This is a genomic window from Brachyspira pulli, from assembly GCF_036997785.1.
GTDB lineage: Bacteria > Spirochaetota > Brachyspiria > Brachyspirales > Brachyspiraceae > Brachyspira > Brachyspira pulli.
On sequence record NZ_JAWLQI010000006.1, the window covers coordinates 1 to 23,339 of the forward strand.

The 23,339-nt window shown below is 26.6% G+C and carries 20 protein-coding genes and 2 pseudogenes; 10 read left to right on the plus strand and 12 right to left on the minus strand.

Features of this window, described 5'->3' with window-relative positions; genetic code table 11:
• A partial coding sequence (locus R4K56_RS02525) for an Rpn family recombination-promoting nuclease/putative transposase (RefSeq protein ID WP_335772003.1) occupies positions 1-445 on the plus strand: 445 nt, incomplete at its 5' end.
• A 56-nt stretch (positions 446-501) separates the two neighbouring features.
• Here the strand turns inward: R4K56_RS02525 and R4K56_RS02530 are convergent.
• The 3 genes from R4K56_RS02530 to R4K56_RS02540 all read right to left on the minus strand — a co-directional run bounded on the left by R4K56_RS02530 (position 502) and on the right by R4K56_RS02540 (position 2,850).
• Positions 502-1,134, minus strand: a complete 633-nt coding sequence (locus R4K56_RS02530; RefSeq protein WP_335772002.1) for a hypothetical protein — start codon at positions 1,132-1,134, stop codon at positions 502-504.
• Positions 1,135-1,255: 121 nt separating this feature from the next.
• The gene (locus R4K56_RS02535) at positions 1,256-1,657 is read right to left on the minus strand and encodes a hypothetical protein (protein ID WP_335772001.1); all 402 of its coding nucleotides are present in this window, start codon (positions 1,655-1,657) and stop codon (positions 1,256-1,258) included.
• Positions 1,658-2,277: 620 nt separating this feature from the next.
• Entirely contained in the window at positions 2,278-2,850 is a 573-nt protein-coding gene (locus tag R4K56_RS02540; RefSeq protein ID WP_335772000.1) for a hypothetical protein, read from the minus strand.
• 343 nt (positions 2,851-3,193) lie between these two features.
• Between R4K56_RS02540 and R4K56_RS02545 the strand changes: the two are divergent.
• Positions 3,194-4,302, plus strand: a pseudogene (locus R4K56_RS02545) (NADP-dependent oxidoreductase).
• 1,185 nt (positions 4,303-5,487) lie between these two features.
• On the opposite strand, the gene R4K56_RS02555 reads toward R4K56_RS02545, so the two are convergent.
• A complete protein-coding gene (locus R4K56_RS02555) occupies positions 5,488-5,862 on the minus strand; it encodes a DUF4234 domain-containing protein (RefSeq protein WP_335769679.1) in 375 nt (124 codons plus the stop codon).
• 181 nt (positions 5,863-6,043) lie between these two features.
• Here R4K56_RS02555 and R4K56_RS02560 point away from each other — a divergent pair, with 181 nt between their 5' ends.
• The 5 genes from R4K56_RS02560 (at position 6,044) to R4K56_RS02580 (ending at position 12,939) form a co-directional block, all read left to right on the plus strand.
• A complete protein-coding gene (locus R4K56_RS02560; RefSeq protein ID WP_335771999.1) occupies positions 6,044-8,422 on the plus strand; it encodes a transglycosylase domain-containing protein in 2,379 nt (792 codons plus the stop codon).
• A gap of 297 nt (positions 8,423-8,719) precedes the next feature.
• Positions 8,720-10,591, plus strand: a complete 1,872-nt coding sequence (locus R4K56_RS02565; protein ID WP_335771998.1) for an MATE family efflux transporter — start codon at positions 8,720-8,722, stop codon at positions 10,589-10,591.
• An 11-nt stretch (positions 10,592-10,602) separates the two neighbouring features.
• Positions 10,603-11,298 (plus strand): 2-C-methyl-D-erythritol 4-phosphate cytidylyltransferase, encoded by a 696-nt coding sequence (gene ispD / locus R4K56_RS02570; protein ID WP_335771997.1) that lies wholly within the window; start codon positions 10,603-10,605, stop codon positions 11,296-11,298.
• 77 nt (positions 11,299-11,375) lie between these two features.
• A complete protein-coding gene (locus tag R4K56_RS02575) occupies positions 11,376-11,924 on the plus strand; it encodes an excinuclease ABC subunit B (RefSeq protein WP_335756796.1) in 549 nt (182 codons plus the stop codon).
• The gene (locus R4K56_RS02580) at positions 11,914-12,939 is read left to right on the plus strand and encodes a guanido phosphotransferase (protein ID WP_335756795.1); all 1,026 of its coding nucleotides are present in this window, start codon (positions 11,914-11,916) and stop codon (positions 12,937-12,939) included. The genes R4K56_RS02575 and R4K56_RS02580 overlap by 11 nt, the downstream gene beginning before the upstream one ends.
• Before the next feature lie 59 nt (positions 12,940-12,998).
• Here R4K56_RS02580 and R4K56_RS02585 read toward each other — a convergent pair whose 3' ends face one another.
• From R4K56_RS02585 to R4K56_RS02605, 5 genes are all read right to left on the minus strand, one after another.
• Positions 12,999-13,490, minus strand: a complete 492-nt coding sequence (locus R4K56_RS02585) for an LEA type 2 family protein (protein ID WP_335771996.1) — start codon at positions 13,488-13,490, stop codon at positions 12,999-13,001.
• Positions 13,491-13,689: 199 nt separating this feature from the next.
• Positions 13,690-14,517: a sulfide/dihydroorotate dehydrogenase-like FAD/NAD-binding protein gene (locus R4K56_RS02590; protein ID WP_297299149.1), complete on the minus strand. Its 828-nt coding sequence runs from the start codon at positions 14,515-14,517 to the stop codon at positions 13,690-13,692.
• A 38-nt stretch (positions 14,518-14,555) separates the two neighbouring features.
• Positions 14,556-14,990, minus strand: a complete 435-nt coding sequence (gene rplS, locus R4K56_RS02595) for a 50S ribosomal protein L19 (protein WP_335771995.1) — start codon at positions 14,988-14,990, stop codon at positions 14,556-14,558.
• A gap of 181 nt (positions 14,991-15,171) precedes the next feature.
• Positions 15,172-16,212, minus strand: coding sequence for a LacI family DNA-binding transcriptional regulator (locus R4K56_RS02600; RefSeq protein WP_335756793.1), 1,041 nt, complete (start codon positions 16,210-16,212; stop codon positions 15,172-15,174).
• Between the two features lie 98 nt (positions 16,213-16,310).
• Positions 16,311-16,919: a LemA family protein gene (locus tag R4K56_RS02605; protein ID WP_335771994.1), complete on the minus strand. Its 609-nt coding sequence runs from the start codon at positions 16,917-16,919 to the stop codon at positions 16,311-16,313.
• A gap of 240 nt (positions 16,920-17,159) precedes the next feature.
• Here R4K56_RS02605 and R4K56_RS02610 point away from each other — a divergent pair, with 240 nt between their 5' ends.
• From R4K56_RS02610 to R4K56_RS02620, 3 genes are all read left to right on the plus strand, one after another.
• Positions 17,160-17,903 carry a basic amino acid ABC transporter substrate-binding protein gene (locus R4K56_RS02610; RefSeq protein ID WP_335756792.1) on the plus strand — a complete coding sequence of 248 codons (744 nt, stop codon included), beginning with the start codon at positions 17,160-17,162 and terminating at the stop codon, positions 17,901-17,903.
• A 103-nt stretch (positions 17,904-18,006) separates the two neighbouring features.
• Positions 18,007-18,720 carry an amino acid ABC transporter permease gene (locus R4K56_RS02615; protein WP_297299157.1) on the plus strand — a complete coding sequence of 238 codons (714 nt, stop codon included), beginning with the start codon at positions 18,007-18,009 and terminating at the stop codon, positions 18,718-18,720.
• Positions 18,713-19,441, plus strand: coding sequence for an amino acid ABC transporter ATP-binding protein (locus R4K56_RS02620; RefSeq protein ID WP_335756791.1), 729 nt, complete (start codon positions 18,713-18,715; stop codon positions 19,439-19,441). Before R4K56_RS02615 ends, R4K56_RS02620 begins: the two co-directional genes overlap by 8 nt.
• A gap of 640 nt (positions 19,442-20,081) precedes the next feature.
• Here R4K56_RS02620 and R4K56_RS02625 read toward each other — a convergent pair.
• The 3 genes and pseudogenes from R4K56_RS02625 to R4K56_RS02635 form a co-directional block, all read right to left on the minus strand.
• A complete protein-coding gene (locus R4K56_RS02625) occupies positions 20,082-21,878 on the minus strand; it encodes a glycosyltransferase family 2 protein (protein WP_335771993.1) in 1,797 nt (598 codons plus the stop codon).
• Positions 21,879-22,028: 150 nt separating this feature from the next.
• Positions 22,029-22,688, minus strand: a pseudogene (locus R4K56_RS02630) (Dph6-related ATP pyrophosphatase).
• Between the two features lie 67 nt (positions 22,689-22,755).
• Positions 22,756-23,268 carry a PaaI family thioesterase gene (locus R4K56_RS02635; RefSeq protein ID WP_335771992.1) on the minus strand — a complete coding sequence of 171 codons (513 nt, stop codon included), beginning with the start codon at positions 23,266-23,268 and terminating at the stop codon, positions 22,756-22,758.
• Between the last annotated feature and the right edge of the window lie 71 nt (positions 23,269-23,339).

Sequence of the window (23,339 nt, forward strand, 5' to 3'; positions counted from 1 at the left end):
GTCATTAGATATGATGCAGATGCATATAGTTGAAATACCAAGATTTATAAAAATTCTTAATAATTCAAACATAGATAATATTAAGAAAAATAAAATATTATCTTGGATAGAGTTTTTTACAGTTAAAGATTTAGATAAAGTTAAAGAAAAATTGAAGGAGGTTAATGATATTATGCCTAAAGTAATAGATAAATATGAGAGATTCATATCAAGTAAAGAAGAAATGGAAGTTTATAATGCCAGAGATGCATTTCTATATGGTCAAAATGTAATGCTAAAAAGAGAGAGGGAAGAAGGTATAAAAGAGGGTATAGAACAAGGTATAGAAAAAGGTATTAAAGAAAATCAAATATTAGTAGCTAAAAATATGAAAAATAAAAATATGGATATTGAGCTTATATCTGAATTAACAGGATTAGATATTAAAGAAATAGAAAAATTGTAAATTAAGCATAGTAAACTAATTATAAAAAATAGATAAATTAAAATTATTAAAATACCTTATTTTGATTTTTTCTTTTCAATTCTTTTAATTATATAAATAATTACAATTGTAAATAAAATGAAAATTAATCCTGTAATTATATAATCTTTTAATGTAATATCCCCAAATAAAACTGAAGGAAAAAGATTGTTGTATCCTAATAATAAGTCAGTAATACCTTTTTGAGTAGATAAAGTTGATTTTAAATCATTAGTATAATTATTTGTAATAGTTTGATTGTTTATAGATACATTATTTATAGTTGCTGGGGTATTAAAAAATCCTGAATATAAAAGTATAAGAAAAAATATCAAAGCAACAATTAATGTCTTTTTTATATTATCTTCATTTAAATTGAATAATGCCGTTATAATACCAATGGCTATAAATATATATTCATAAGTATTTTCAATGTATCTTATTATAAAAAAATCTGATACTCCAAAAAATGCTATTACTAATATTATAATTATACCCAAACCTATACCATTACTATCCCTAATGAACTCATCAAAGTTAAAATCGCCTTTAATCAAAAGTAATATTAAAAACACTATTATAAAAGAGCATAAAAATAATGCTGACATTCTAAATAAATCATTTTCTGGTATATTGATTTTGTATATTAAATTAAAAATAATATCTTTCATAAATATTTTATATATCCTTAATGCTTAAATATATTTGCGAGTAGTAATTTTAAATACTCTTTGGCAGTTATAATATTATCTTTTAACATAAAGAAATCAAATAGAGTAATTCCAATCCATATTATGGAGAAAAATGAATTATTAATTTCTTTTTATGTAATCCTTCTTTTTTTATTTCGTGAATTGTAAACAAAGCCGATGCAAAGCTAAGAAAAAACATAATCGTAACTCTAAAAAATAAATTTTCCGGTATCCATTCAAATTTCCTGTAATGAATACGGCTAGGAGTTAGAGAATTTATAATTGAATTAATTAAATTATATTTTTTATTTTTATTAACCAAATCATATTTTTTATAATATTTAACCATTGTTTCTGATTTATTATTTACTATATCATACTTAGTTAATATTGTAGTGGCATTAATAATAAAGAGTATCAATCCTATCATTATTGCCATAGTAGGTACAATAAAAAGAATGGTTCTTATATAAATTTTTTCTTCTTTATGTTTTTTTATCATAACTGACTTTTAAGCCTTTATAGATATTATGATTAGAAAAATTAAAGACAATACTTTTTATTATAATATAGACTTTTATATAGGAAATAAAACTGTATTGTGTAAATTAATAAATGTCTAATTAAATAGCATTTTATTTTTCATAATCCTCATAATGATTTTATTATATATGCTTTTTTTGTCAATACAGTATAGATGTTTATAGAATTATTGACTGAATATAAAACAAAAAATATAGTTGTTTAGGTATATACTGAAAATTTTTAACTTTATCATTTTTTTAGTCAACTTTTTCCCGCCGCACGCCATACATAAAAGGCACTCCCTACGGTCGCAGGCGGACAGCGTCAAAGAACCTTATATCCTCAACAAGCTCGGATACGCTTCGTGAAAGTGCAAGTGTAAAAATTAGTACTAAATCATACTAAAAATGTCTTACATGTAATATAATTTATTAAATTAAAGTCCAAATGTAGTCTTTTTGCTTCTTTGTGGCAATACCACAGGCACTCCCTGCGGTCGCAAAAGAAGTGGGGTGTGTGGCAAAGCCCTGCAGATATTTAAAATTTAAAAAAATTATTTCTGACAAAATATAGTTGTTTAGGTATATACTAATAGATTTATGTTATTTTTCTAATGATAATACAGGCTATAGAACCAAAAATCACTCCGCTGAAAGCTAAATATTCTCTATTACTTTCCATATTTATTACTGCTACTATTAAAATGAATGCAATTAATGCCAGAGTAATCAACCCTACTAATATTGTTCCTATAGTCTCTCTAATATCTTCTTTTATTTTTATATCTTCATGATAATATTTTTGGGCTATAATTGCGGTAATTGCAAGCGATAATATATAAGTCAGTCCATATACAATTAATACTCTTATACCAAGAATTTTCAAATCTACTTTTGAGCCGCTATATTTAGATGATGAATTTCCTTTTAATAATAATGATGTTATTATTTTTTGAAGTACTTCTTCTTTGTCAAAATTTGCTGCATTAGTTTTATTATTATCTATTATTTCTTTATCATTATATATTATTTCTTTTTTTTCTTTTATATTTTTATCAGCCATAGCAAAAAATGATATTGCAGTGGACGGTATAATTAAAGATAAGAAGAGATATATTATGAAAACTATTACATTATCTTTGCTGTCATTTTTTTTCTTTTTAATTTTCATTTAACTACTCTTTAATTAAAATTATTTTTTATCATATATAGTTTTTCAATTCTAATGTATATAGTTTTTTTGTCAATACGGTATATATGTTTGTTGAATTACGTACGTTGTGCAGATTTTTTTAATATTAATAAATATATAATAACTTTAAAATAAAACTTATTCATTAATTTTTTATTAATTTCTAATATAGGCAATATATGTATTGTATGTATCATTATTACATTTCTATATATAGAAACACTATCGTTATTACAACAAAAATCCCAAATGGTTAATATTTTTATATTGATTTATATTTTACATAAATATATTTTTATAAAAAACAAAAAATGGAGATATTATGAAAGCTATTCAAATAAAAAAATATTCAAAGGAAATAGATATAGATATTGCAGATATTCCAATACCTGAGATTTCTGATAATGATGTATTAATTAAGGTAAATGCTGCAGCAGTAAACCCTCTTGAAATGTTAATATTAACAGGGGCAGTAAGACTTATACAAGATTATAAAATGCCTTTAACATTAGGTAATGAATGTTCTGGAGTAGTTGAAAGTGTAGGTAAGAATGTAACCGATTTCAAGAAAGGAGATAAAGTTTATACTCGCTTGCCTATATCAAAAATAGGAGCTTTTGCCGAGTATGTAGCAGTGGACAGTAAGTTTATATCTCTTATGCCTAAGGATTATGATTTTATTACATCTGCTGCGATACCTTTAACTGCTCTTACTGCATATCAAGCATTTACAGAAGAATTGGAGGCAAAATCAGGACAAACTGTTTTAATAACTGGAGGTTCTGGAAGTTTTGGTGAACTTGCTGTTCCAATTGCTAAATATTTAGGTTTAAATGTTATAGTTTCTGGAAGTGAAAGATTAAAAGAACATTTCATTAATTTAGGTGCTGATAAATATATTAGTTATAATAAAGAAAATTACTCAGAATTAGTTTCAAATGTGGATCATGTTATAGATACTCTTGGAGCAAATGAATTTGACAGAGAATTATCAGTATTAAAAAAAGGAGGACGTCTTTTAAGTTTGAGAACCAGTCCTAATAAAAAATTTGCTGAAGACAATAAATTTCCTTTTTTCAAAAAATTATTATTTTTATTATTGTTATGCTCGTCTACGCCTATAATAGCTAGTGAGTAAACTCACTAGCTGCTACGACTCGCTTTTTATATTTTAATTTTAGTATTTCAAAATTATTATTTTCTATTGCTGGTTCTAAATATGATAAAAAAGCAATGAAGGAGCAAAAAGAATACCGTTTTATGTTTGTGCGTGCTGACGGAGAACAGCTTCGTAAAATTACAAAAATTGTAGAAGATAAAAATATAAAACCTAAAATATATTCTACTGTATTTAATATTGATAATGCATCAGAAGCTTTAAAATGCATTTTACAAAAACATACAGATGGAAAAATAATAATATCTATCTAATTAACTTTATATTGGTTTACGCACGGTGTGAAGATTTTATAAGTAATTGAATTTATTATTAGAATAAGCAAATATTTATAATTTCATTATTCGTGCGGTAAATATTTTATAAATTTAAATAAATCTAGGGTGGGTGTTAAAATAGCAGAGCAAAACTAAAAAGAAAAATAATACAAAAATAACTTATAAATATAAAAAGCCTGAGGGTGGGTATATGTAATTTAAGTTTTAAAGCTTTATTTACATTCCCCGCCCTTTATGCTTTATAATATATACTAAAAATTTTTAACTTTGTCAATTTTTTGTTGTTCTTTTTACCGCCGCACGCCATACATAAAAGGCACTCCCTACGGTCGCAGGCGGACTTCGTCAAAGAACCTTATATCCTCGATAAACTCGGATACGCTTCGCGAAAGTGCAAATATAAAATTAGTATTAAATCATACTAATTATGTTTTACATGTAAGATAAATTGCTGAATTTAAGTCGAAATGCAGCCTTTTTGCTTCTTTGTGGCACGCCAAAGGCACTCCCTTCGGTCGCAAAAGAAGTGGGGTTTGGGGCAAAGCCCCAAATATAAAACCAAAACATAAATTTATTTTTGACAAAGTATATTTGTTTAGGTATATTTGCAATTAAAATTTTATTTAAACTTTTTGCCTGATTATAAATTTCAGCACCCGCCCAAGCTGTGATTAGATTGAAAATTTATTTAACTAGACTTATATAGAAGTTTTTTATTTATAGGGATAATTATTTGATTGAAATGATTATGATAATATTTGTTAATTTTGGTAAAAATGCAAAAACATAAATCTGTCTTTGCATTTTTATTTTTTCATATCCTCTCTTATGAGCTTATTTTATTATATAAATCTATTTTTGTCAATAATACCCTATATATGTTTGTTTGATTCATTGATAAATTTTTATAATTGTTGAATATTAGAATTATAAATAAAACGTTTTAATGCAAATAAAAATGCAGCCGCTTAAATATAAGCGGCTGCATTTACTTCTTTTCATATGTTCTCTTTATATATTATTGTATTCTATAGTAATTTTTTGTCAATACCCTATATAGGTTTATTTATTATTTAAATAAATAATATTGTTTTTAATTAAATTTATTTTGATAAATGTATAAAGATTACATTTTATATTAAAATTATTTATTTTTTTAAGTTAGTTATTTTCATTTAATTTATCATAAATAATATTAAGTTTAGATTGTAATGTAAGAACGGAATAAAGATAACCAAAAGGTACTAAAATAAGTAAAGCTACTACTATTGCACTTTCTCCATAACTGTCTAAATTAGCTTTTTTACTCATATCATTAAAGATTACATTTCCATATTTATAGAACCAATATATAGTAAATAATCCGCAAGTTACTATTGATAATACTACAGCCAATGTAGGATTAAAATATTCTTCTTCCATATAACTATTAACATCATTTGTAGTAACATATATCCAGCAGATAAGGTATATTCCGCATGTTACTATCGATAATACACCAACGTTTAATAGCGATTTGCTTTGAAAGTTCTTCATAAATTACCTCTATATTTTTATTAAATTCATATTAAAAATATTTTTACATAGTTTAATATAAAAAAATACATAAGTCAATCATAATCATACTAATTTGATTCTAAATTTCTGCTTGCAATGTTATATATATTATAGTATCATATAGTAATAATTATTATGTTAATGTGGTGATTGTTAATAAATGTTTAAAAAGAAAAAAAATCAAGAAAATAATAATGGCATTAAGAAAAAATCTAAATTAAAAAAAATTATTCTAACTCTTTTAATTATATGTTTATTCATAGGTGTTGCTGTAGGTATAGTCGGCATATACTTCGTTGGAGGAGTATATAAAGACTGGGTTTCAAGGCGGGATCAAAGTATGGCAATGCTTGAGGAATACTATGATATAATAGTTATAAGAGGTAATGAGAAAAGAATTAGATATTTTAATCCATTAAACCCATTCGGTGATTCCCCTCCTACAAAAATATATGATAGAAATAATATATTAATAGGGGAGTATATGCCTCCAGCTTATGAAGTAGTTAATGTTGATGATATTAACCCTCTTTTAGAGCAGACTTTACTTTTGATGGAAGACCAGAAATTCTATTCACATAAGGGTATTAACTATTTCAGAACAGCTTATTTAGGTATTAGAACTATTTTAACTAGAAAAATAGTGGGCGGAGGTTCTACACTTACTCAGCAATTAGCTAAATTATTGTTTACTAAGAGTGAAAGAACAATAGAAAGAAAATTATTTGAAATGTTTGCAGCAAGAGAAATAGAACAGAAATACACTAAAAAAGAAATTTTAGCTATGTATTTTAATACGGTTTATCTTGGCGATGGTAACTATGGATTTGAAGCTGCAGCTAATCATTATTTTAATAAGCCTTTAAGACAATGCAGACTATTAGAATATGCTATACTTGTAGGAATGCTTCCTAATCCTACATATTATTCTATAGTTAATAATCCGGATAATAGTAGAAAAAAAGTAGAGCAGATATTAGCAAGACTTGTAAAAAACAATATCATAGATAAAAAAACTATGGCTGAAGAATTGGAATTGTTTGATAAAGAATATACTAATATAAATAAGCAGGTTAAAGGTGCACAATGGAAAATGACAGTAAACAGAGCACCTTATGTAAATGAATATGTTAGACAAGAATTATTAAACTATTTCAATAAAGATGAACTTGCTTTATCAGGATTAAAAATATATACAACAATAAATGAAAGATATTACAGAATAGCTGATTCAGTAATGAAGGAAAATATTAGAAATTTACAGTCAAGCACTTCTAATAGAAGCTATCAGGGGGCAATGGTATCAATAGACCCTAAGACAGGCGGAATACTTGTTATGATAGGCGGTGACGGATACACATTGCAAAATCAGTTTAACAGAGCAGTACAGGCAAAAAGACAAATAGGAAGTGTAATAAAGCCATTTATATATTTATATGCATTTGAAGGCGGAGCACAGCCTTTTTCTACAATGATAGATACTAATTATAGTTATCCTCAGGGAACAGGAAAGCCTGCATATTCACCTAGAAATTTTGATAGAAGGTATAGAGGCGAAATAACTTTAGAAACAGCATTATCAAAATCAATTAATACAATAGCTGTTAAATTATTAAATGATATAGGACTTTCTTATTTTATAGAACATTCAAGGGAATTTTTTGGAGAGAACGCTTATATACCAAATGCTTTATCCATAGGGTTAGGAACTATGGAGATGAGTCCTCTTGATTTAGCTTCAGCTTACAGTGCATTAGCTAATGGGGGAATTAAATACAAGCCTTATATTGTAGATAAAGTTATAGATATGGATGGAAATGAGCTTAGTGTTACAGCTTTAGTTGATAGGACACCTCATAAAATAAGTGCTACATCTCCTTCATCATACTATTTTTTAAACTCAACTTTACAAAAGGTAATAGCTCCGGGAGGAACTGCATATAGAAGTGCAAATACTTATGGATTTAAATATCCTTCATATTCAGCAAAAACAGGTACTACAAGCGAACATAGAGATAACTGGTTTGCTGCATATAATGATGAAATAGTTACAATTACTTGGATTGGAAGCGATAGAAATGATTTGCTTCCTAATAATGTTACAGGCGGAGCAACAACTGCTTTAGCTACATTTCAATATCTTAATGCTGTAACTCCTTCTTCTAAAAGAGAATTTCATTGGCCAGTACCAGAAGATGTGCTTGTTGTAGAGATTTGTCAGGATTCAGGACTTCCTAGGAATCATACTTGTGTAAATGTTGCCCCTCTTACAGTTGGCGGTAATGTTGATTTATCTACACAATGCCCTATAGACCATATTAGAAGCCATACAAAGAAGATGGAAGAAACTAATAATAATGCTTTAGAAGATGATGAGGACTTTTACTATACTCCTTTAGATGAAAGTACAGCTGATAATAATACGCAAAATACTGAAGAAATGAAAAATAATACAAAGCCTCAGCAAAATAATAATAGTATATATCTTCTTCCAGAGGATAATATAGAGGATCCTAGCATTGGCAATATAAGAAGTTAATGCATTAAAAATATTTTATATAGTATTTTTGTATCAAATTATGAAATTAAATTCTTATTATTTTTTAAATAATAAAAAAATCATCTTTAAAAGTTTATTATTATTGATATAATATGATTAATTTGTATATGGGAAAATCACAAATATAATTACAAAAAAATTATAAAAATCATTTTGTTTATTACAAATATTTTTGTTTTATAATGTATGATATTATTTAAATTGAAATGATCGAAATGTTTTAATTTAATAATATTTATATATTTGGAAGTTAAGAAATAATAAGGAATACAGGTTATGGTTAGTTTTTTTAAAAGTCAGTCAACAGAAGCTAGGCGTGATTTAATACTTCACGGTTCTATTACTAATACATTGATAATGCTTTCTATCCCTACATTGATGATGAGCTTAGTTCAGTCAATGATTCCATTGATGGACGGACTTTTTCTTAATAATGTTACTAATACTATTATAGCAAGCAGTGTTAATTTTGCTGAGCCTATCATTATGATGATGACAGCATTATCTCAAGGTTTGGGTGTTGCTGCTATGGCCATAGTAGGACAGTATAATGGATTAGGCGACTTTAAGAATGCTAGAAAAATATCTACACAAATAGTAGTTACAGGTGTTTTATTTGGTATTGCTATGGGGCCTACACTTTATTTAGTAAGCATACTTGTTTCTATGAATTTACATTCAGGCATTAAGGAAAATGTATATCAGTATTTGTCATTATACAGTTTTGTTATGCCTATGACTTTCTTAGCTGCTTTATATAATGGTATAAAGAATGCTAATGGTAAACCGGAAGCCACTTTTATAAGAAGTGTTATATTGCTTTTATTAAAAGTAGTTTTCAATTTTGTATATATTTATTTCTTACATTTAGGAATTATAGGAAGTGTATTAGCTTCTTTTTCTACTTATGCAATAGTTACAGCTTGGATGTATTATGATTTATTTATAAAAGCAAGCGATGATAAATTATCTTTAAAAGAGTTTAAATTTGATGTTGCTATTTTGAAAGAACTTATGGTAATAGGGGTTCCTTCAATGCTTACTACATTTTTAAGCAATTTGGGATTCTTCCTTATTAATAGCGAAGTAGAAAAATATGGTGCTACAGTATTAAATGGACAAGGTATAGCTAATAATATTACAGCAGTATGTTTCAATTTGCCTGCTGCATTTGGTTCAGCTGTAACTACAATGGTAAGTATGAATATAGGTGCTAAATATGCAGATAAAGCAAGGAAATCATGCTATACAGGTATGTTATTGAGTGCTATTACTGCTATTGTTCTTATAGCTATTGTAATACCTTTAACTCCACATATAACTATACTTTTTACAAGAAAGGCAGAAGATTTATATGTTGCTAATGGGGCATTGCCTATATTTGCTTTAGGAGTATTAGGGTTTGGTATAACGATGGTGGCACAAGGGGCTTTGATTGGACTTGGACGGACTCGGGTTCCTTTAATAATAAGTATACTGAGGATATGGTTGTTGAGGTTTATATTTATTATATTAACCACTAAATATCTATCATATTGGTCAGTATTCTTGGGCAATTTATTCTCAAATACTATGTCTGGTATTATAGCATTTATTATTATAAGCAGAATTCCTTGGGTATCTGTTATTAATTTGAAGAGTCAAAATAGTATTGTTTTGAGGACAAGGCTTTTTATAGACTCTTTGGGTGCTAAATTATTCCCTAAAAATGTTGGTATGAGAAAAGATTATGTGAAGAAAATGAGAGAAAAATTAAGTAAGATAAAAGATCCGGTTCAGCTTGTATTATTCAGAGAAAAAGAAATGGAAAAAATAGAAAGAATGCAGAAATTAGAAGAAAGAGAGAAAAAACGCGAAGAAATGAAAAAATTAAAAAGAGCAGAATGGAGAATGCAGCTTGAAGAGGCTAAAGAGATGAGAGAAAAAATGAATGAAGAGCGTAAGGCTTATAATGAACAGAGAAAAAAAGAAAAAGAAGAAAAAAGATTAGAAAGGAAGGCTAAATTTCAGGCTAGAGTTGAGGAAAGACATAAATTAAAAGCTGAAAAAGAATTGGAAAGAGAAAAAAGAAGAGAGGAAAGAAGAAATCTCTTAAATAAAAATAAAACTGATAATAATACAAAAGATGATAATATACCAAGTAATTAAGAGTTATTATTATGAATACAACTTTAGTTATATTAGTAGCAGGAAGTTCAAGAAGGTTCGGAGGAAAGGTAAAAAAACAATTTATTAAAGTTGATAATAAGCCTATATTTATTCATACTTTGATTAATATGCTTAAATTCAATTTTAATAATATTGTTTTTGTAAGCTCCAAAGATGAAATTAAAAATATACAGAAGTATGTAGAAAATGAAGCTTCTATTAAAAAAAATATAAAGAAGTATTATATAGAAGGCGGAAGTGAAAGAGTTTATTCTGTATATAATGCTATGAATTTTATAAAAGATAATGATATAAAAACAGATTATGTGTTTATTCATGACGGTGTAAGACCGTTGGTTACTAAAAAAGAAGTACAGGCATTATACGATGCAGTGCTTGAAACTAATGCTGCTATATTTGCTTCTAAAGTTGTTGATACTATAAAAAAAGTTGATGAGAACAATAATATAATAGAAACTATTGACAGAACCTATCTTTATAGAGCAGCCACTCCTCAGGCTTTTAAATTTGATAATTACATGACTGCAATCGATAAATATATTAATGATAAAGATACAAATCTGGTTACAGATGATGCTGAGATATACAGCAAATATTATGGCGATGTAAAAATTATAGAATGTTCATCTAATAATATAAAAATAACAAAAAAAGAAGATTTGAATATTTTTATTAAATTAAAATAAATTACATATAATGATTTGCTTTTTTTTTTATTAAATGGTAAAATTTTGAAACTAAGTTTGTTAGAGGAATATATATTTTGAAGTGCGATATATGTGGCAAAGAGAAAGCTGTATTACATATACAGGAAATTATAGGTAGTGAGCGTCATCAAATAAATATTTGTAAAGACTGTGAGAATAATGGAAACATTATAGAGAAATGTATTGAATTAGAATTCAATAATATTGACACAGTATTTCCTAATTATAGATCCTTACCTTCTAAAAAGAGAAAGAAAAAAATTCCTGATACCAATAAAGTATGCAAAGTTTGCGGTTATTCTTTGGCTGATTTTTTGAAAACATCAATAGTATCTTGTCCTAAATGTTATGAGCATTTTAGAACTGATTTAGGCAAGGTTATCAAAAAAATACATAGAGAAAATAAACATATAGGTAAAATATCTAATAAGAATCGCAGCTATAGAGATATAGAAGTTCAAATAGAAAAATATAAAGAAGAAATAGAGCTTCTTAAAAAAATAGAAAAGTATGAAGAAGCAGCTTTAATAAGAGATAAATTAGAAATTTTGCATAAAGATTTAATATCCAAAAAAATTAAGAGCGAAAAAAAAGATGTCCACTAATAGTAGTATAGCAAATTGGATATACGAGAAAGGTCATGATGATAATATAGTATTGTATTCCAAAGTATCTATTTATAGAAATTTGGATAATATGAGATTCTTTTATCATATGGATAAAGAAGATTTCAATAGGGTAGAAAACTTATTAAGAGATGGTATAGAATCATTAAATCTTGATTTAGCACGTATAAAACTTGTTGATTTATCACCTTTAAGTATAAGAATATTAATAGAAAATCTTACAATACCTGGACATAAGAATATACTAAATGCCTCTTTATATACTAATGTAGATGAGTCATCGTCTTTGCTTATAAATTCAAATGAACATTTAGAAATTCAAACTATATCAAGAGGTTTAGAGCTTCATAATTGTTTTGACAGAGCATATACTATAGAAAATGCTTTGGATCAGAAAATTGATTTTGCCTATGATAAAAAATTCGGTTTTTTAACGAGTTCTCCTGAAATAGTAGGTACTTCTATGAATGTTCAAGTATGTTTATCTATACCTTGTCTTATATGGAAAACACCGGATAATATAGATGATTTTGTTAATGAATGCGGAAAAATAGGATTTGAAGCAGAAATAAGAAATGGTTTACTCTATATAAAAAATAATATTATGATAGGTGTTACAGAGAAGTTTATACTTGATAGTATGATAGAAAAAGTTAATGAGATATCAGAAAAAGAAAAGAAAATCAGAAATAGAATAAAAAAATTGTATAGAATAAAAGTTGAAGATAGAATATGCAGAAGTAAAGCTATTTTACTCTCAGCAAGGTCTTTAAAATATAAAGAGCTTATAAATTATAATTCTTGGCTTAGAGTAGGGCTTTATTATGGAATTATTGATGATATAGAATTGGATACTTTATATTATATTTTGTTTATAGGAAAGAATAATCATTTAAGAGAATTATATCAGAAAAGCAATTATTATAAAAATGTAGAAGAAATAAGAGCTAATGTTATAAGAGATATACTTAATAAAAAAAATATTAATTTTTAAATTGTTCTTTAATAAAAAATAATTAATAAAGAACAATTCAAAAATATATTTATTATTTTTTATTCTACAAATGTTATTTCTTTTTCATAAGGGAAGCTGAAATTCATACCATATACTGTAAAAGTTAAAGTAGTTTTAGAAGTACATTTGAAACTTTTATCTTTTATAGCTCCAAAAGCTGTTGTAAATACATCTAAATATTTAGCATTAAAATCAATATTTACTTCTCTTGCCTGATTAGCTGGTATTTTTAAAGTTTCAACAGAAGAAGCAGTTGCAAATGTTTTTCCAGAAGTATTAATTAAATCTATTTGTATTTTTTCTATAGGAACTTCAAACGGCAAATTATTTTTTACTTCTAAAAGTGTTGTTAATGTCATATCTTTTAATGTTATTTCAGATATGTTGGCCTTTTTTATTTTTATATCGGGTTTATGTTCTTCTATATAACCTCTTGTTATCTCTACTGCTGATGACTGTAAAGTTTCACAAGATGTTATAAATAAGACTGTGATTAATAATGATGATAAAATTGCTATTTTTTTTAACATAAGATACACCTTTCCTTTTGTTTATATTTATATAACAAATGTAAATTATAATAGTAATAATTTACATTTATTATATATAGCATATTGTTTATTGATTTTATATTGATTAAAATTGATTTATTTTTGACATAAAAAAAGTTATAACCTATAGAAATAAGTTATAACTTTTTTATACTCGAATTAAAGTAAATAAATTTAATTAGTTAGCTAATTTTAAATTACATTCATGCTCTTCTTTTTTGTACATAGCTTGTCTTTTCATAAGAAGATCGAAATCTATTAAGTGACCATCAAATTCTGGGCCTTCAACGCAAGCAAATTTAGTTTCATTACCAACTAATACTCTGCAGCATCCGCACATACCAGTACCATCGATCATAATAGGGTTCAAGCTAACAACAGTAGGAAGATTGTATTTTTTTGTAAGTATAGTTACAAATTTCATCATGATAGCAGGTCCTATAGCTATAACTTCAGATATTTTTTCACCTCTTTCATATATTCTAGTGATCATATCAGTTACAAGACCTTTTTCACCATAACTTCCATTGTCAGTACAAATTAGTACTTCATCAGAAATTTTTCTCATCATATCTTCCATAATGATAAGAGATTTGTCTCTAGCACCTAATATAGAAATAACTTTATTACCAGCATTATGATGTGCTTGTACTATAGGGTGTAAAGGAGCAATACCAACTCCTCCGCCTACACCTAAAACTATACCGTCTTTTTTCTCAATATGAGTAGGCTGACCTAATGGTCCAATAACGTCCATTATTTCATCACCAACTTTGAGTTCCATAAGTTTAGTAGTAGAGTATCCTATACTTTGAGTTACTATTGTAATAGTTCCAGCTTCTGGATCAGCATCAGCTATAGTAAGAGGTATTCTTTCACCTTTTTCATCTAATCTAAATATAATAAAGTTACCTGCTTTACGATGTTTAGCTATATCTGGAGCTACTACTTTCATCATAAATACTTTTTCTGACCATTGCTCTCTAGCAACTATTTTATAACCCATAAAAATTCTCCTTAAAATAACAAAAAATTCAAAAAATATTATTCTGCTGAAGAAGCTGTGTTTTCTTCTGCTGTATTATTTTCTTCTGTAGTATTTTTAATTAAATCTGAATGTTTAGGTATTTTAACGCCTAATCTTTCTACTAAGCGAGCTTTTTTACCTACTTTATTTCTTAAGTAATAAAGTTTAGCTCTTCTTACTTTAGCTTTACGTATAATATCAACATGATCTATTCTAGGAGAATTTAATAAGAATATTCTCTCAACACCAACACCATAAGAGATTTTTCTAACTATAAAACTTTTATTAATTCCTTTGCCGCGAATAGAAATAACAGTACCTTCATAAGCCTGTAATCTCTCTCTGTCATTTTCGATAATTTTTACCCATACTTTTACAGTATCACCTATTTCAAAAGGTAAAATAGCTTCTTTTTTATATTTTGCTTCTACTAATCTTATCTGTTGCTCCATTGTATATCTCCTAATAATTTATTTATATTAATATTATTTAATTTCTAAATTTGAAAAATAAACAAATATAACATCATAGAATACATTTACAATATTCTATCATAATATGTTAATTTTATCAAGTATTATTCTTAAATAATTTTCTATATTTATGGTACTTTTAATATATATTTTCTAAATATTAATTAGTTAAATTTTCCATAAAAATGATTTTTGAGTCTGATATTTTCCAGCTTATGCTATTATTATTTTTGTATAGCATTTCAAACATCATTTTTCCGGCATTATAGCCCTCCATATATACTTCTTCCATAACGGTAAATGATATTATCCCTGATTTTATTAATGATATTATGCTTTCTGCCATACCGTGAGTTACTATCTTTTTACCTTTTAATATATCTTTATCTATTATATCATATATTTCCTGAGCATATCTATTTATATAAATACCTTTAATATCATATTTAAGGGTCATTTCTTTTATTGTCTTAATACTGTTTTCTATATTTCCGCAGAATATTGGCCCTAATATATTTATATTGGTGTCTTTAATTCTATTTAAAAATCCCTCTAAATACATTCCTGAAGATATTTTATCATCGCCATTATCTATTATAAGAAGTATTTCATTATCTCTAATAAGATTTGATACTATTCCAGCAACCATATTTCCTTGTTTTATATGATTAGGCCCTACATGGGATATATTTTCAGATAATCTGTTTCCTATTGATAATACATTTATTTTTTTAAAGTAAGGTGTTAAAATATCATAAACTGCTTCTCTGTCTAATGGGGTTATTATAAGTCCGTCTATATTTCCAGATTTTAATATATCTTTTAATATTGATATTTGCTTATCCGGAGAATCTATTTCTGTCGCTGTTATTTTTAGATTATAATTATATAGAGAATATTCATTAGAAACTGTATTTAATCCTCTTATAATTTCACTTGTATAAAAATCATTAGATGAATTTGCTATAAGGCAATGTACTGTTTTACCTTTTTGATTAGCAAGAGAACTTCCTATATAATTTTTTTCATAATTAAGTTTTGATACTAATTCTAATATTTTAGATTTTGTTTCTTCTTTTATAAATTCACTTCCGTTTATAGCACGTGCTACAGTAGTTCTGCTGATTCCAAGTTTTTTTGCTATTTCTTCTTGAGTTACCCTTTTTAGTTTTTTCAAATCTTCTATATTGTTCGTATTCATAAATATTTATTAGATCCAGTATTTTATTTGTACTATTATAGTAGAAGTTATATTTTTTGCAAATACAATAAAGATATATTTTAACAGTTTATTGAGAATTATTGGAATATATGTGAGGTTTGTGCTATTATATTAGTACCTGTTTCGAACTTCAAGAATGGAAATTTTCCCATTATACCTGCTACTATACTGGAAGGAGGTGTTGTAGTTAATCTATTATATTCTAGTACATGCGTATTATACAGAGTAATAGACTTTTTTTCCTCGTCTATTATAGGACTCATTTCGTTTAAAGCGAGCATATAATTTTGATTTGTTCTAAGTACTGGGTAGTTTCTTGCTGTATAATTAATTTTATCAATATTTTCTGTTATTCTAGCCTGTAAATATTGATATTCTTGGAATGTTAATGGCTTTTCTATTAATGTAGAATCTACTTCTATCTTTTTTATTCTATCTATATAATTACTGAGAGCATGCAATGTGTATATATCTATTTTAGGTATAACGGATACTGCCTTATAATAATTTTGGGTTGCTGCATTTTTTCTATAATATATATCTATTATATTATCTAAAGATTCTCTTGATAATTTTTCTTCAGTTAATATAGATTCTTTGATAGATGTAGTTGATACTATCAAAAATATGCTAATAGCTATTATATTAACTATAATAAATATTACTGCTACCGCAGAACCTCTCATTATCTCTCCTTTTTATGATTTTATTGGCAATAATTATATATTATATATTTTGTTAACACAAATTTATTTATATAAAACCATATATAATATAATAATGTTATATAAATATTTTATTACAAGCAGTATTATTTTATCTTGACTTTTTTCCATTATTATATAGAATTATCCGCAAAATATAAAATTTTTACATATAGTATTTTTCATTGTAAAACAAGTCAAAATTTATTTAGGAGATTTTTTATGTTAAAGAATAATATTCTTAAAATAATTATAGCTTTGTCTATAGTTTTAGCAGTATTTGTAGGCTGCCAGAAAAAAGAAGAAAAAAACAAGATATATGTTGGAACCAATGCTGAATTTGAACCATTTGAATACAGAGACGGCGATAAAATAATTGGTTTTGATATAGATTTGATTAATGAAATTTCAAAAATAATGGGTTTCCAATTTGAAATCGTAGATATGCAATTTGACGGATTATTACCTGCTTTAGAAGCTAAAAAAATTGACGTTATTATAGCTGGTATGACTGCAACTGAAGAAAGAAAACAATTCGTTAATTTCTCTGATCCTTATTATAATTCTAAACAATCTATAGTTGTACAAGCTAATAACACAGATATAACTTCTTTTGATAATTTCACAGGAAAGAAAGTTGGTGTTGTATTAGGTTATACTGGTGATATTTTAGTAAGCGAATTACCTAATGTTGAAGTTCAAAAATTTAATACAACTTCAGAAACTGTTTTAGCTTTAAAAGCTCAAAAAGTTGATGCTGTAGTATTAGATTATGAGCCTGCTAAAAATTATGTTGCTCAAAACACTGAATTAAAATTAGTAGAAACTGATGCTGCTACTGAAGAATATTCTATAGCTATGAGAAAAGATGATACAGAATTCCTTGCTAAAGTAAATGAAGCTTTAAAAACTATTAAAGAAAATGGTACTTATGATGCTTTAATAAGCAAGTACTTTGCAAATTAATATATAAGTTAATTATATCTTCTTTTTGTTTCTTAATTCATTATTAATTATATATTGAATTAAGATTCAAAAGGAAGATTTATTTTTTTATAAAGGTATTTTTATGCTGGAATATTTAGAACTTCTTGAAAAAATATTTATATCTAATGGCAGATATATGTATATTTTTAAAGGGTTAATTTTTTCTATAGGGGTAACAGCATTAGCTACTATATTAGGTATTATATTAGGTATATTAATAGCTTTGCTTCAGCTTTCAGAATTTTATCCTTTTAAAAATTCAAAGAAATTGGCTAATTTTAACCCATTATCAAAGATAGCGTTTTTATATGTTAATATTTTGAGAGGAACTCCTGTAGTTGTTCAGCTTATGATTTGGGCTAATGTTATTTTTATAGGTAATTTAAGAGATACTCCTATACTTATTATAGCTGCCATTGCTTTCGGTATTAACTCTGGAGCTTATGTTGCTGAGATTATAAGGGCTGGTATACAAAGTTTAGATAAAGGTCAAATGGAAGCGGCTAGAGCTTTGGGTATGAATTATTCCCTTTCTATGAAAGAGATTATAATTCCTCAGGCTATTAAAAAGATATTGCCTCCTCTTGTAAGTGAGTTTATAGCATTACTTAAAGAAACTTCTGTAGTTGGTTTTATAGGCGGAGTTGATTTGCTTAGATCTGCTAATATCATTACAAGTCAGACATATAGAGGAGTTGAGCCTCTTATAGCGGTTGGTATAATTTACTTTATATTAACTTCTGTATTTGCTATGTTTATGAGAAAGGTAGAGGAGGGTTTAAGAGAAAGTGATTAAAGTAAGAAATTTGCATAAAAAATTTGGTAAATTAGAAGTACTTAAAGGTATAGATGTTGATATTGCCAAAGGTGAAATTATTGCCATAATAGGGCCTTCCGGAAGCGGTAAATCTACTTTTTTGAGATGTATTAACAGACTTGAAGAGCCATCTCAAGGGGACATTATCATAAATGGTCAAAACATTATGGATAAAAATACCAATATCAATACTGTAAGACAGAATCTTGGAATGGTATTTCAGCATTTTAATTTATTCCCTCATAAAACAGTAATGAAAAATATTACTTTGGCACCTATGAAAGTAAAGAATGTATCTAAAGAAGATGCTGAAAAAAAGGCAATAGAACTTCTTAAGAAAGTAGGTTTAGTTGATAAAAAAGATGTTTATCCTAATAAACTTTCCGGAGGTCAGAAACAGAGAATAGCAATAGCTAGAGCTTTAGCGATGGAGCCTGATATAATGTTATTCGATGAGCCTACATCTGCTTTAGACCCAGAGATGATTAAAGAGGTTTTAGATGTTATGGTTGAGCTTGCCAGAGAAGGTATGACTATGCTTATAGTAACTCATGAAATGGGTTTTGCTAAGAATGTTGCTACAAGAATACTTTTCATGAATGACGGAAAGATACTTGAAGATGAAGAACCTAATGAGTTTTTCGCTAATCCTAAGCATGACAGAGTTAAAGAGTTCTTATATAAGGTATTAAATAAATAAAATATAATTGTTAATTTTCTATATATAATAGGGTAGGGATATTTATTAAAAAGTTTATTGGCTTTTTTCTAATATCCCGCCCTTTATTTTTTTATATCAATTTTGAATTTTCAATCTTCATTTCTTTATAGTTTAATTAGAAATTACAGCACCCGCCCAAGTGAAAATCAGGTTTAACACGAAAATACCGCACGGTGAGCAAAATTTAAAATATAATTAATATTGAATTATAAATAAATCTATATTATTGGTTTTATTCTACGTGCGGTGATAGTACAATAGATTAAAAAAAATTGGGTGGGCAGCTAAAATAACAGTTTTAATAAAAAAGAAAAACGGTATAAAGATATCAGAAAAAAATTATAAGGCTAGAGGGTGGGCAAGTGTAATTAAATTTTAAAACTTTTATTACATGCCCCGCCCTTTATCCCTTATTGCTATATTTAAAATGTTAATATTCATTAACTTTATGTCTTAATTATGAATTACGGCACCCGCCCAAGTGAAAATTAGATTTAACATGAAAGTAACGCACGGTGAGCAAAATTTAAAATATAATTAATATTGAATTATAAATAAATTTATATTGTTAGCTTCATTATACGTGCGGTTATAGCAATACAAAAATAATTTATATTAATTACTTCTTCTTAATAAAACCTGTTATAAAACCTTTTATAAAAAATACACCATAAGTAAGATGCGATAAAAATATCCCTACAGCCTTACAAAAACCTTTGGTAAGAGAAAGAGTACTTGCCCAACTTCCAAGAAGACATAAACAATAAAAACTATGCGGAAATAGTAATAATGCTGAAAAAATATTTTTATTTATACTTGGTATATAATTGTTTAAAACCTGAGGCAGATTAAAATAAAATGCAATAGGTACAAAAATAGTATAAAATAAGAATATTGAAGGTATAAAGTATGATAAACTTAAAGAATTACCCCCAAATCTTTTTACAAAATATCCTCTATGCCAAGCATATCCTTTTAACTGTTTAAAATGCCCAAAGAATAAATCTCTTCTATGATGATAAACTAATGCCTCCGGAGTATATAATATTTTTTCTTTAATCTTCATTATATTGTTGCAAAGTATAGTATCTTCACCGGGCCAATATTCACTGTCAAAACCGCCAGCTCTATCATAAAGATCTCTAGTGATAATAAAGTTGCAGCTTGGATAATCATTAACATACTGTACTTTGTCAGGCACATATCTTGCCTTATGCTTTCCGCTCATAAGTGTAGAACTGTAAATAAGTCCGCTTATTTGCTTTGAAAAATTATCTTTAGGAGTGTTCACTGCAGGGCCTCCTAAAGCATTAACTTTTGTACTTTCCATAGCTCTTAATGCATTATGAAGCCAATCTTTTTCCGGATATGTATCATCATCTAAGAAAGCTAATATATTTCCGCTAGAGTTTTTTACTCCCATAGCTCTTTTTATTGCTGGTGGAAATTCTCCAGTCTCTACTATCTTTATTCTTTTATCTTTAAATAATTCTATATTGATTTCATCTTCTGTACATTTATCCGGAAGTATGATTACTTCAAAATTTGTATATATTTGTTCAAGCAAATACTGTGTTTCTTCTTTTATATAATCATTAATTTTTTTTAATGGTATTATGATGCTTACTAATTGTTTTTCTTTTAGTTCATCAAATAAATCATTATAGAAATGAACTATATTAAGTCTATAGAATATAGCCAAAGTATCAATAAATGTTCTCCATAAAACAGGAAATTTAATAAATCCGAAATGTCTGTTAGGATTAACTATTACTGGGGCAGATACTATTTTTTTACCATTAGAATTGCAAGCTACTAAAACTTCCAAGTCATAGGCGAAAGCTTTTACTAATATTCTTGGGAAAATATTTATGATAGCATCTCTTTTGAAAAGTTTTAATCCAGTTTGAGTATCCTGTATAGGAAGGTGAAAGAATATTTTTACAAACATAAAATATATAAAAGAAATTAATTTTCTTATATTGGAATAATTAACAATAGAATCTTTATGTCTTTTTGAACCTATAACAACATCAGCATTTTCTTTTTGCATAATATCAAAGAAATTTTCTAATTGTGCAGGATCTATTTCCATATCACCGTCACAGAATATTATATAATCACCGTTTGCAACTTCACAGGCTCTTTTTAAAGCATGTCCTTTACCTTGATTTTCTATTGCATATACACCTATTATATTTTTAATATTTTTATTTGTATTATTCTTTTGAAAATTAAGGCATAATTTTTGTATTTCTTCTTTTGAATTATCACTGCTTCCGTCATCAGAAATTATTATTTCAAAGTTCATCATAAATGGTGAAACTTTTTCTATAAGTATATTTATATTTTTTTCTATTGTTGCTTCTATATTATATACAGGAACTAATATAGATACTAATTCATTTATCTTCATACTTTACTGCTTTTATATATTTTTCTTTTATATATTTTTTATATAGAATAATAATGAAATATTATACAAAAACTATTAATCAAAGTCAAACATTATTTATTAACAAACAAATTTTAAAGTTTATATTTTTTAACAATTAACTTTAAAATATTATACACCTTTGCAAATAATATTAATACTTGAATGATTTTCAAAATCATGTACTTCTGACAGTTCTATATTAACAGGCTTTTTAAATATAGGGCCGTCATATACGAATGTATGAAACTCGCCGGATTCTCCTGCAGGGTCTATTCCAATAGATATAAATTCATCAATAAGTTCATTAGTAAAATCAAGCCCTAAATATTTTTTATCAAGTTTAGATGTATCAATTATTTTTATTTTAGCCTTAAAACCAGCATTAACAAATTCTCTTGCTAATGATATTCTTGACTGATGCCATAAAGGAAATTTAGATTAAAAACCTGATTCCTTGCATAAATTTTCAGCCCAATCTCTATGCATTTGAATATCTATATCTCCGAAAGCACAAATATTAATTTCTTCTTCTTTAACCTTTTTTAATTCTTCTATAAAATTTACTCTATAAGTGTAATGTGTGGTATTAATAGCAATGTGAGGAATATCTAAACATTTACTTAAAGCCCGAAACAACTCAAGAGATATTCCATGAAACCAAGAATGTTCGTCTTCTTCATTTATTGTAGTTATTATATACTTAGGAATATATCCGTCTTTAATCATTTTGTATAATGCTAAAGTACTGTCTTTTCCTCCGCTATATGACATAACAAATTTTTTATTCATATTTAAGCCGTTTAATAAAAAAAGTTTATTATAGTATTTAAGAATAATTTTTTATTAAATAAAAATATTAAGGTATATTTATTGTTGTAGGATCAGTTTCTTTTTTCTCTACAAACCAATCTTCTTCACTGTTAGGATCCATTTCAGCTATTTTTTCTAAACTCATACATATATATGTACCTTTAGCAGTTACAGCTACTTTGTCATCATTAAGAAGTATATAACCTTCACCTTCAAAAATTCTGCCGTCTCCTGAAGTTATTTTTCCTATTATTCTTATTTCTTCATTAATAGGCACTGGTCTTTTATATTTTGTTGTAAGTGTTATAGTAACACCCCATTTATCTTCACCGGTATAAGGCATCATAGCTCTGCCTATAGTTTCATCTAATATAGCAGCAAGTATTCCTCCATGCACTCTTGAAGGGTAGCCTTGATGCACATCTTTAAAAGTTACTAATGCACATAATGATTTATCTTCTAATTCATAAAATTCAGCTTTTAAACTTAAATCGTTTTTAAATCCGCATACTAAACACATTCTTGAATTGTTTTGTTTATTTAATACCTTTAATTCCATCAAAAAACTCCTTAAATATTTTCCTATATAAAGGTTTTAATATTAATACTTTTATATAAAAAAACAATATT

Coding starts and splice junctions, on each gene's coding strand:
- R4K56_RS02615 (WP_297299157.1), top strand. CDS start 18,007: ATGCTGGAATATTTAGAACTTCTTGAAAAAATATTTATATCTAATGGC.
- R4K56_RS02530 (WP_335772002.1), bottom strand. CDS start 1,134: ATGAAAGATATTATTTTTAATTTAATATACAAAATCAATATACCAGAA.
- R4K56_RS02635 (WP_335771992.1), bottom strand. CDS start 23,268: ATGGAATTAAAGGTATTAAATAAACAAAACAATTCAAGAATGTGTTTA.
- R4K56_RS02565 (WP_335771998.1), top strand. CDS start 8,720: ATGGTTAGTTTTTTTAAAAGTCAGTCAACAGAAGCTAGGCGTGATTTA.
- R4K56_RS02605 (WP_335771994.1), bottom strand. CDS start 16,919: ATGAGAGGTTCTGCGGTAGCAGTAATATTTATTATAGTTAATATAATA.
- R4K56_RS02555 (WP_335769679.1), bottom strand. CDS start 5,862: ATGAAGAACTTTCAAAGCAAATCGCTATTAAACGTTGGTGTATTATCG.
- R4K56_RS02600 (WP_335756793.1), bottom strand. CDS start 16,212: ATGAATACGAACAATATAGAAGATTTGAAAAAACTAAAAAGGGTAACT.
- R4K56_RS02535 (WP_335772001.1), bottom strand. CDS start 1,657: ATGATAAAAAAACATAAAGAAGAAAAAATTTATATAAGAACCATTCTT.
- rplS (WP_335771995.1), bottom strand. CDS start 14,990: ATGGAGCAACAGATAAGATTAGTAGAAGCAAAATATAAAAAAGAAGCT.
- R4K56_RS02585 (WP_335771996.1), bottom strand. CDS start 13,490: ATGTTAAAAAAAATAGCAATTTTATCATCATTATTAATCACAGTCTTA.
- R4K56_RS02610 (WP_335756792.1), top strand. CDS start 17,160: ATGTTAAAGAATAATATTCTTAAAATAATTATAGCTTTGTCTATAGTT.
- R4K56_RS02625 (WP_335771993.1), bottom strand. CDS start 21,878: ATGAAGATAAATGAATTAGTATCTATATTAGTTCCTGTATATAATATA.
- R4K56_RS02560 (WP_335771999.1), top strand. CDS start 6,044: ATGTTTAAAAAGAAAAAAAATCAAGAAAATAATAATGGCATTAAGAAA.
- R4K56_RS02590 (WP_297299149.1), bottom strand. CDS start 14,517: ATGGGTTATAAAATAGTTGCTAGAGAGCAATGGTCAGAAAAAGTATTT.
- R4K56_RS02540 (WP_335772000.1), bottom strand. CDS start 2,850: ATGAAAATTAAAAAGAAAAAAAATGACAGCAAAGATAATGTAATAGTT.
- R4K56_RS02580 (WP_335756795.1), top strand. CDS start 11,914: ATGTCCACTAATAGTAGTATAGCAAATTGGATATACGAGAAAGGTCAT.
- ispD (WP_335771997.1), top strand. CDS start 10,603: ATGAATACAACTTTAGTTATATTAGTAGCAGGAAGTTCAAGAAGGTTC.